We start from the raw sequence: 10,001 nt of genomic DNA, 5'->3' as shown, positions 1-10,001 counted from the left end.
CTCGCTCGGCGGCCAGGGACAGTACGACCACGTCATCAACAACACCGGGTCACCGACGTCCGGTACGTCGACCATCCCCTCCCAGGTGGTGTCCTTTCCCTGAGTCGGGATGAGATGAGCGGAGTCGGCTCATCGGACGGCGCGGGGCCCGGCGGTCACTCCCTGCCGGGCCCCGCGTCATGTCCCGGGGAGCCCGCGCCCGCGATCAGCACGTCGGCGTCGGCCACGGGTACCTCCCGGGTGCGGGCTCCGCACCGGCCCCGCAGGTGCTCAGCCGACGGCGCAGGCCTCACCGCCCAGCGTGAACGCGCCGGGCGCGGTGCCGTCGCCCGTCGTCGTACCGGTGAAGCCGAAGGCGGCCGAGGAGCCGGGTGCCACCTTTCCGTTCCAGCCGGCGTCGGTGACGGTCACCTTCGCACCGGTCTGCTGGTGGGAGGCGTTCCAGATCTGACCGATCCTCTGGTCACCGGGGAAGGTCCAGCCCAGCTTCCAGCCGTCGTAGGCGGCGGTGCCGGTGTTGGTGAGCTTCACCTCGGCCTGGAAGCCGCCGGACCACCGGTTGGTGACCGTGTACGTCACCGAGCAGTCCGCGTCCGCCGGTGGCTCCCCCGGATCGGTGCCGGGGTCGGTGCCGGGGCCCGGGTCCGTGCCCGGGCCGTCGGTGTCCGAGGACTCGCCAACCTGGATCCCCCGGCCGTTCGTGGAGACGTACACGCGGCCGTAGACCCGCGGGTCCCCGGTGATCGCCGCGCCCGTCCAGGCCCACTGGTGCGCGTCGTCGTTGATCCGTGTCCAGCCGGCGCCGGCGTCCGTGGACCGGAAGATGCCGCGCACCCCGCCGATCTTCGCGCTGACGAAGACGGTCCGGTACGAGGCCCCGGAGGCCGCCTTGCCGAAGCCGACGCTGTCGGCCTGCTCCACCCCGGAGAACCTGGTGAAGCTCGCACCGGAGTCGGTGGAGCGCCAGAGCCCGTACGCACCCGTCGGAGCGCCGCCCGCGAGCCAGATGTCGCCCTCCGTGCCGGGCAGCGCCTTGAAGCGGACGTTGCCCTCGGCCGGGAGTCCGGTCGCCTTCGCGGTGAACGTGGCGCCGCCGTCCGTCGACACGTAGAAGGTGCCGGCGCTGAACCCGTAGAACTTCTTCGGGTTCTTCCGGTCCGACTCGACCGTCGCCCCGGCGGGGATCCCGGTGGAGGCGGTCCAGGAGGTGCCGTAGCCGGTGGTGTGGTGGACGCCCGCGCCCTCCGGGCTCCAGACGAATCCGCTGCCGTCCGCCGCGGCGGCGACCGTGCCCCCGCCCGTGACACCGGAAGGCTCCGATCCCTGGAACCAGTTGGCGCCGTTGTCGGTGGAGAAGCCGATGTGCGGAGCGGCGTCCGCGTTGCCGACCCGTACGACCGTGCCGGGGGACGCCTCCGCGAAGTCCAGGCTGGTGGTGGAGTCCAGGTTCGGCGAGGTGAACATCATGGCGGGCACCGCGTCGAGGTCGGTGTGCCGGAAGCCCCCGATGTCACCGAGCGCGCTCAGCAGGGGCGCGCCCGAGGGCGGGCTCGCCAGGTCGTTGACGGCGGTCTCCTCCAGGCCCTTGACCATGGGCGTGATCGTGAACGTGCCGCCGGAGTCCCAGGACGTGAGGTCCTCGGTGCCGTAGACCGTGGCTCCCGTGCCGTACATCATCCGGTCCGAGTCGAAGGGGTCGATCTCCAGGGACTCCGTCATCCAGCCCAGCTTGGGCGCGGTCTCCGGCGGGGCGGGGTTCGCGCCCCAGCTGAGCCAGGGCACGGAGGAGACGTCCAGCGTGTACCGGTTGGAGCGGTTCGGATAGCTGCTGTAGTCCCATGCCTGGGTCCATGTGGCGCCGCTGTCGGTGGAGCGGAAGATCTGGGTGTCGGGCCACCACGAGCTGTAGGCGGTCGCCATCAGGGTGCCGGGCTTCTGCCGGTCGACGGAGATGCCGCCGAAGCCGTAGTAGGTGTCGGCCTCCGCGACGGGGCTGACGTCCGTCCAGGCGCCCGACTCCGTGTCGTAGCGCCAGATCCGTCCCTTGGCACCGTCGTAGGGGCCGCCCGTGTCACTCAGCGTCAGATAGAGGTGGCCCGTCGAGGAGTCGAGCACGCCCTTGTGCGCGAGGTAGCCGGTCGGCTGTCCGGCGATCCTGGACCAGGTGGAACCGCCGTCCGTGGAGCGGTAGACGGTGTTCTCCTTGTCGGCGACCCCGACGTAGATGTCCTGCGTGGTACTGCCCGCGCTGCCGGAGCGTTCGTCGAAGGTGACCCACACGATGCCCTGGTTGTCGTTGCCGTATCCGCTGGTGTCGGACGGATCCTGCGCGTAGTTCCCGGGGTTGGGGAAGGCGGTCACCTCCGACCAGGTGACCCCCGAGTCGGTCGACCGCCACAGCCCGTTGCCGCTGGGGGCGCCGAGGTACAGCACCGAGTTCTTGTTCGGGTCGACCGCGAGCCGCTCCCCCATCCCTCGTCCCGGCATGTTGCCGCCGAGCTTGAAGGGCAGCGTGGCCGCCTTCCAGGAGGCACCGCGGTCCGAGGAGCGCAGGACCGCCCCGTTCGTCGGGTCCCAGCTGTTGGTGTACGTGCCGACGGCGGCGTACACGTTGTCCGGCTCGGCGGTGTCGGAGGCGAGGCTCACCACCCCGGACCAGCCCCACCGGTCCCAGTCCACCCAGTCCAGCAGCGGCGTCCACCGCTTGCCCGCCTGGTCCCAGCGGTAGGCGCCGCCGATGTCGGTGCGCGCGTAGGCGAGGTTCTTCTCCGACCGGTTGAAGACGATGCCCGGCACGAAGCCGCCGCCGTCGATCCGGGCGTTCTTCCATGTGTACGTGTCCGCCGCGATGGACACATCCGATGCTTCGGCCGCGGCGGCCCTGTCGTCGGAGCGTGCCACGGCCGGGGTTCCGGTGATCGATAACCCGGCGGTGAGGGCAAGTGCCGCCACGAGGGCGGCGATCGGTCTGGCGCTCAGGCGCACGGAAACGTCCTCTCCGAGCTGGTCCGCCCCAGCGGGGCGGTACGGGGCCGACAAGAGATGGGAGCGCTCCCAAAAGGCATCCCGATCGTAGCGCCGCGCGTCGCCCCACAGAAGGGTGGTGCAGTCGTTTCATCGGATGAATCGGCCCGAGCACCGCACGCCGCCGCCGGCCCGGCCGCACGGACGCCCACACCGTCCACCGCGCCCGCAGAAGGCGGCACATCTTCTCCATATATCCGGAGACCACGTGACACGGTGAACACGCATACCCGGAAAGTGCTTCATAAAGTCGCCGTCCATTCGCAGACGGAACACGGAGAAAAGAGAGCCGTGTTCATCTTTCACGGTAGCGTGAATACCGATAGCCGCCGAACCTCCTGCGGAGCCGCGCGGCCCCGGCGCCCGGAATTGCGGATGCGCCCCCGTATCGAAAGAACCTGCACACGGCGTGCGCACACCGATCACGCGACTCGGGACATAAGGCCAGGTCCAGACCGGTCCGTGGGGCGATTGGGGCGGGAGTGCCCTACTTGGGGGGCGTGAAGTTGCGCCGACACGGAATTCATCCGGTGAAGCTCGTGAAGGATCTGCCGCCACGAAATGAACACTTCTGCACGTACGTCGATTCCAGCGGCCCGATAACCACAGATCCGCCGCAGTTCGATTGGCTGTACGAGGCGCAGGCGTGCTTTGATCCTGGCCCATACGGAGGTCGCACCACGGGTTTCCGTATATAGGCAATTTCCATACGAAGGGCAGCGCTCATCATGAACTACACCCCCCAGGTCGAGACCGCCGAGATCTCCGACAGCGACCTCGACAACGTCTCGGGCGGCCTCGTCGGCGGCCTCGTCGGCAACGCCACGAGCACCGTCGAGGGCATCGTCCCGGTCTCCGGCGTCGTCGGCTCGGTCACCGGTCTCGTCGAGTCCGCCACCGGCGTGAACACGGGCGCGGTCACCGGCCTGGCCTCCGGCCTGACCGCCGGTCTCTGAGACACGGCAGGACCCCACCGAGCCCCGGAACCCGTCGGTTCCGGGGCTCGGTGCCGACCGCTGACAGGTGAGGCAAGAGTTCCGTGCAGTTCCGCCAGCAGGCCCTTTCCAAGCTGCAGTCGCCCGAACAGCTCGATCTGCCGGTGCGCTTCGCCCGACCGCAGGGCCTGCTCGTCCTCGTCGTCACCGTCGCCGTGATGGCCGCCGCCTGCGTCTGGGCCGTGACGGGTTCCGTCGCGAGCACCCTGGACGCCCCCGGCATCCTCACGCACTCCCGCGGCAGTTACATCCTGCAGAGCCCGGTGGCCGGGCAGATCACCGAGGTGCTCGCCGAGGAGGGTCAGACCCTCCCCCGCAACTCCCCTCTGCTCAAGGTCCGTACGGAGCAGGGTGAACGCGTCGTCCGCACCATCGACGCGGGCCGGCTCACCTCGGTCACCGCCACGATCGGCGCCGTGGTCACCACCGGCGCGGACGTGGCGAGCGTCGAGCGGATCGACGGCCCCGACGACCCGCTGGTCGTGCTGCTCTACGTGTCCGGCAGCAGTGCCGCGTCGGTCCCGGTGGGCGCCTCCGTCGACCTCACCGTCCAGTCCGTGCCCGCCCAGCAGTACGGGGTGCTGCGCGGCAAGGTGGCCGCCGTCGGCCGGGCGGCGCAGACACAGCAGCAGATCACCCGCTTCCTCGGCGACGCCCAGCTCGGCGAGCAGTTCTCGAAGCACGGGCGGCCACTGGCGGTCCTGGTGAAGATCGAACGCTCGTCCGCCACGGAGTCCGGCTACCGCTGGTCCTCCGCCGACGGCCCCCCGTACGCGATCGGCTCCATGACCCTGGCCACCGGCTCCGTCCGTCTCGCCGACCAGCGCCCGATCGATTGGCTGCTCCCGTGACCGCACCGCATCCGTCCCCCGCCGCCCAGCAGCTGCCGCCGCCCGGCCGCGGCAGGCACCGCCCGGAGGGCGCCCCGGGCAACAGGCGGCGGTCGCGTCCGGCGCCGAAGCCCAAGCGGACGAGGAGCGTGCACACCCCCACGGTGCTCCAGATGGAGGCCCTGGAGTGCGGTGCCGCCTCGCTGGCGATGGTGCTCGGCCACTACGGCCGCCATGTGCCGCTGGAGGAGCTGCGGATCGCCTGCGGTGTCTCGCGCGACGGCTCACGGGCCAGCAACGTACTGAAGGCGGCCCGCAGTTACGGCCTCCAGGCCAAGGGCATGCAGATGGAGCCCGCGGCCCTCGCGGAGGTCCAGGCGCCCGCGATCCTGTTCTGGGAGTTCAACCACTACGTCGTGTACGACGGTGTGGGGCGCCGCCTCGGACGGCGGGGGGTGCACATCAACGACCCCGACAAGGGACGCCGGTTCGTGCCCGCCGAGGATTTCGACACCAGCTTCACCGGGGTCGTCCTCGTCCTCGAACCCGGCGAGGACTTCGAGCGCGGCGGCCGTAAGCCCGGCGTCATGTCCGCGCTGCCGGCCCGGCTGCGCGGCACCACGGGCACGATGCTGGTCGCGCTGCTCGCCAGCCTGCTGCTGGTGGCCGTCGGGGCGACGCTCCCGGCCCTGAGCCGTACCTACATCGACATGTTCATGATCGGCGAGCAGACCTCGCTGCTGGGCGTGCTGTTCGCCGCGATGGGCACGATGGTCGCGCTCACGGTCGTCCTGACCTGGCTCCAGCAGGCGAATCTGCTGCGCGGGCGGATCATCTCGTCCACGCTCGGCAGCGCGCGCTTCTTCCGGCATCTGCTCCGGCTGCCCGTCACCTTCTTCTCCCAGCGCAGCCCCGCCGACCTCGTCCAGCGCCTCCAGTCCAACGACGCCGTCGCCGAGACCCTCGCCCGGGATCTCACCGCGGCGGGCGTGGACGGCATCGTCGTCCTGCTCTACGCCTTCCTGCTGTGGACCTACGATCCGCAGCTGACCGTCATCGGGGTGGGCATCGCGCTGCTCAACGTCGTCGCGATGCGCATCGTCGTACGGCTGCGGGCCACCGGCACCCAGAAGCTGCGGGCCGACAGCGCACGGCTGACGAACACCTCGTACACCGGTCTCCAGCTGATCGAGACGATGAAGGCGACCGGAGGCGAGAACGGTTACTTCCGGCGGTGGGCCGGACAGCACGCGACGACGCTGGACGAGCAGCAGCGGCTCGGGGTGCCGAGCGCCTGGCTGGGCATCGTCGCCCCCGCCCTGGCGACGCTCAACAGCGCGCTGATCCTGTGGATCGGCGGTCTGCGGGCCGTCGAGGGGCACATCTCGATCGGTCTGCTCGTCGCCTTCCAGGCGTTGGTGACCCGGTTCACCGCGCCGCTGACCCGGCTCAACGGGGTGGCGGGCCGGGTGCAGGACTTCGCGGCCGACGTGGCGCGTCTCAAGGACGTGGAGAGCTTCCCGGTCGATCCGCTGTACTCGCGCCGGGAACCGGAGGCGAGCACCCGGCGGCTCAAGGGCCATGTGACGCTGGAGGACATCACCTTCGGCTACAGCCCGCTCGACAAGCCGCTGCTCACCGGGTTCTCGCTGTCGGTGGGTCCGGGGCAGCAGGTGGCGCTCGTGGGCGGTTCGGGCAGCGGCAAGTCGACGGTCTCCCGGCTCATCTCGGGGCTCTACGGCCCGTGGGAGGGCACGATCCGCATCGACGGCCGGCGTCTGGAGGACATACCCCGGGGCGCGCTGGCCGCGTCGGTGTCCTTCGTCGACCAGGACGTCTTCCTCTTCGAGGGGACGGTCCGGGACAACGTGGCGCTCTGGGACCCCTCGGTCCCCGACGAGGCGGTGACCGAGGCCCTGCGGGACGCCGCCCTGTACGACGTCGTCGCCCGCCGGCCCCGTGGCATCCACAGCCGGGTGGAACAGGACGGCCGGAACTTCTCCGGCGGGCAGCGTCAGCGCCTGGAGATCGCCCGCGCGCTCGTACGCCGCCCCAGCATCCTGGTCCTGGACGAGGTCACCAGTGCGCTGGACGCCGAGACGGAACGGATCATCATCGACAACCTGCGCCGGCGCGGCTGCGCCTGTGTCGTGATCGCGCACCGGCTGAGCACGGTGCGCGACAGCGACGAGATCGTGGTCCTGGACCACGGCACGGTCGTGGAACGCGGCCGGCACGAGAACCTGGTGGCCGCCGGGGGCGCGTACGCCGATCTGGTCAGGGAGCACTGACGTGGCATCCGTACATCCCCTCGCGGGCACGGAGGCGCCCGGTCAGGACCCGGTCATCGGAGCGCTGGGAGCCCTCGGTGAGCCGGTGGACTGCACCGGTCTGCGGAGCCTGTCGCTGGAGGGCCCCCAGGTGCTGTGGCTCGTCGTGGGCGGCGCCCTCGACCTGTTCGCGGTGGACGCGGTGGAGCAGGGGCACTGGCACTTCCTGGGCCGGCTCGAACCGGGGACGCTCGTCCTGGGCCCGGTCGAGGGCCCGCAGCACACCCTGGTGGGCCGCCCCCTCCAGGAGTGCGTGCTGCGCCGGATCCCGCTGCGTGAGCTGTACCGGCCGGAGTACGCCGGCCAGGGGGCGTACGAGGGGCAGTACCGCAGTCATTACGACACCGGGGACGCTGCGCTGAGCCTGCTGGAGCACGCCTTCTCGCTGGGCGTGGGCCGGAGCCAGCGGGTGCTGTTCGAGGCGCCGCTGGACGGGCGGACCACCTTCGACGGGGCGGTCGGCGACGACGACATCCTGTGGCTGCCGGTCTCGCCGGGCAGTGTGCAGTACGGCGCCGCGTTCAGCGCCGAGGCGGCGGGCGACCTGCTCGTCGACCCGGCGATGTGGCAGGGAATGGTCAATCAGCAGTACCGCCTGCTGTCGGCGCTGGACCGCTGGATCGAGCAACTGGAGCGCGCCCACGAGGACCGCACCGCCGCGGGCATGAAGGCGGGCGAGGCCGTCCGCAAGGAGGCCGACCAGGCGCTGCTGACCTCGATCGGCCGGTCAGGCAGGGGCGCCTCGCCTTCGTCGGGGGCCTCGGACGACGCGGTGTACGCGGCCTGCCTCCTGGTGGCCAGGGACTCCGGGATCGTCCTCGCCGAACCCGCCACGGGCGGGGCGGTGAGCGACCGGATCGACCCGGTCGAGCGGGTCGCGGTCGCCTCGCGTATCCGCACCCGCCCGGTGCGGCTCGCGGGGCGCTGGTGGCGGGAGAACTCCGGTCCGCTGGTGGGCCACCGCACCGCGTCCGGGGCACCGGTGGCCCTGCTCTGGCGCCGTGGCCGCTACGAGGCGGTCAACCCGCTGACCGGTCGGCGCAGCCGTGTCGACACCGCATCCGCGCAGGAGTTCGACGAGCGCGCCGTGATGTTCTACCGCCCGCTGCCCGAACGCCCGCTGGGCAAGTGGCAGTTGCTGCGCTTCGGTCTCTTCGGGACCCGGGGCGATCTGCGGAGGCTGGTGCCCGCGGGCCTGGTGACGGTGGCGCTGGGCTCGCTGGTGCCGATCGCGACCGGCAAGGTGCTCGGCGTGTACGTGCCCAACGCCCAGAACGCGCTCATCGTGCAGGCGTCGCTGGCGGTCATCATCTCCGGGGTCGTCTCGGCCGCCTTCATGCTGCTGCAGAACCTCACGATCCTGCGGATGGAGGGGCGGATCGAGAGCACGCTCCAGCCCGCGGTGTGGGACCGGCTGCTGCGGCTGCCGACGAAGTTCTTCACCGGGCGCTCCACGGGTGAGCTGGCGAGCGCGGCGATGGGGGTGAGCGCGATCCGCCGGGTGCTGTCCGGCACCGGTCCCGTGGTGGTGCAGGCGGGCACGCTGGGGGCGATGAATCTGGGCCTGCTGCTCTGGTTCAGCGTTCCGCTGGCGCTCACCGCGGTCGCCATGCTGGTGGTGATCGCCGGGGTGTTCCTCACCATGGGCATGTGGGAGCTCCGCTGGCAGCGCCGGCTGGTGGTGCTGGGCAACAAGCTGAACAACCAGGCCTTCCAGACGCTGCGCGGGCTGCCCAAGCTGCGGGTCGCGGCGGCGGAGAGCTTCGCGTACGGGGCGTGGGCGGCGGAGTTCGCGCGCAGCCGTGAGCTGCAGAAGCGGGCGGGCCGGATCAAGAATCTGACGACGGTCCTCAACGCGGTGTATCTGCCGCTCTGTTCGCTGATCATCTTCATGCTGCTGGCAGGCCCGGCGCGCGGCTCCCTCACGGCCAGTGAGTTCCTGACGTTCAACACGTCGGTGACGATGCTGCTGACGGCCGTCACCCAGCTCACCGGGGCGTTCGTGTCGGCGGCCGCGGTGCTGCCGATGTTCGAGCAGATCAAGCCGGTGCTCGACGAGGCGCCCGAGGTCCGAGGCTCCAGCACCCAGCCGGGCACGCTGTCCGGGGAGATCGAGGCCAGGGGTGTGTCGTTCCGCTACTCCGACGACGGCCCCGTCGTGCTGGACGACGTGTCGCTGACGGTCAGGCCGGGCGAGTTCGTCGCGATCGTGGGACCCAGCGGGTGCGGCAAGTCGACGCTGCTGAGGCTGCTCATCGGCTTCGACAAGCCGGTCTCGGGCAGCGTCCTGTACGACGGCCAGGACCTGACGGCGCTGGACCCGGCGGCCGTGCGCCGGCAGTGCGGGGTCGTCCTGCAGAACGCCCAGCCGCTGTCCGGATCGATCCTGGACTGCATCTGCGGCGCCGAGGTCTTCACCCAGGAGGAGGCGTGGGAGGCCGCGGCGATGGCGGGGCTGGCCGAGGACATCAAGCGGATGCCGATGGGGCTGCACACGATGATCTCGGGCGGTGGCTCGATCTCCGGGGGGCAGCGCCAGCGGCTGATGATCGCGCAGGCGCTCGTCCGGCGCCCCCGCATCCTGTTCTTCGACGAGGCCACCAGTGCGCTGGACAACGAGACCCAGCGCACCGTGATCGAGAGCACCAGGGCCCTGCGGGCCACCCGTGTGGTGATCGCGCACCGGCTGTCCACGGTGATGGACGCCGACCGTGTGATCGTCATGGCGGACGGCCGTGTCGTCCAGCAGGGGCCGCCCGCCGAGCTCCTCGCGGACACGGGCGGGCAGCTCCATGAGCTGGTGCGGCGTCAGATGAGCTGAG

5 protein-coding genes are annotated in these 10,001 nt (G+C 70.9%); 4 read left to right on the top strand and 1 reads right to left on the bottom strand.

Annotation, left to right across the window (positions count from 1 at the left end; all coding sequences use genetic code 11):
- Positions 1 to 270 precede the first annotated feature (270 nt).
- A complete protein-coding gene (locus JKV81_RS27680) occupies positions 271 to 2,985 on the bottom strand; it encodes a cellulose binding domain-containing protein (protein ID WP_372444256.1) in 2,715 nt (904 codons plus the stop codon).
- 767 nt (positions 2,986 to 3,752) lie between these two features.
- On the opposite strand from JKV81_RS27680, the gene JKV81_RS27675 reads away from it, so the two are divergent.
- From JKV81_RS27675 to JKV81_RS27660, 4 genes are all read left to right on the top strand, one after another.
- On the top strand, positions 3,753 to 3,980 hold the full coding sequence (locus JKV81_RS27675; RefSeq protein WP_099171946.1) for a type A2 lantipeptide: 228 nt from the start codon (positions 3,753 to 3,755) through the stop codon (positions 3,978 to 3,980).
- 83 nt (positions 3,981 to 4,063) lie between these two features.
- The gene (locus JKV81_RS27670; protein WP_124278435.1) at positions 4,064 to 4,870 is read left to right on the top strand and encodes an HlyD family efflux transporter periplasmic adaptor subunit; all 807 of its coding nucleotides are present in this window, start codon (positions 4,064 to 4,066) and stop codon (positions 4,868 to 4,870) included.
- Complete coding sequence (locus JKV81_RS27665; protein WP_129260868.1) at positions 4,867 to 7,140, top strand: NHLP family bacteriocin export ABC transporter peptidase/permease/ATPase subunit; 2,274 nt, start codon at positions 4,867 to 4,869, stop codon at positions 7,138 to 7,140. Before JKV81_RS27670 ends, JKV81_RS27665 begins: the two co-directional genes overlap by 4 nt.
- 1 nt (position 7,141) lies before the next feature.
- Positions 7,142 to 10,000, top strand: coding sequence for an NHLP bacteriocin export ABC transporter permease/ATPase subunit (locus JKV81_RS27660; RefSeq protein ID WP_202078305.1), 2,859 nt, complete (start codon positions 7,142 to 7,144; stop codon positions 9,998 to 10,000).
- The last annotated feature ends 1 nt before the right edge of the window (position 10,001 follow it).

Source organism: Streptomyces silvae (genome assembly GCF_016745505.1).
Taxonomy (GTDB): domain Bacteria; phylum Actinomycetota; class Actinomycetes; order Streptomycetales; family Streptomycetaceae; genus Streptomyces; species Streptomyces silvae.
The sequence above is the reverse complement of the archived record's forward strand: the minus strand, read 5'-3'. Positions and strand labels throughout refer to the sequence as shown.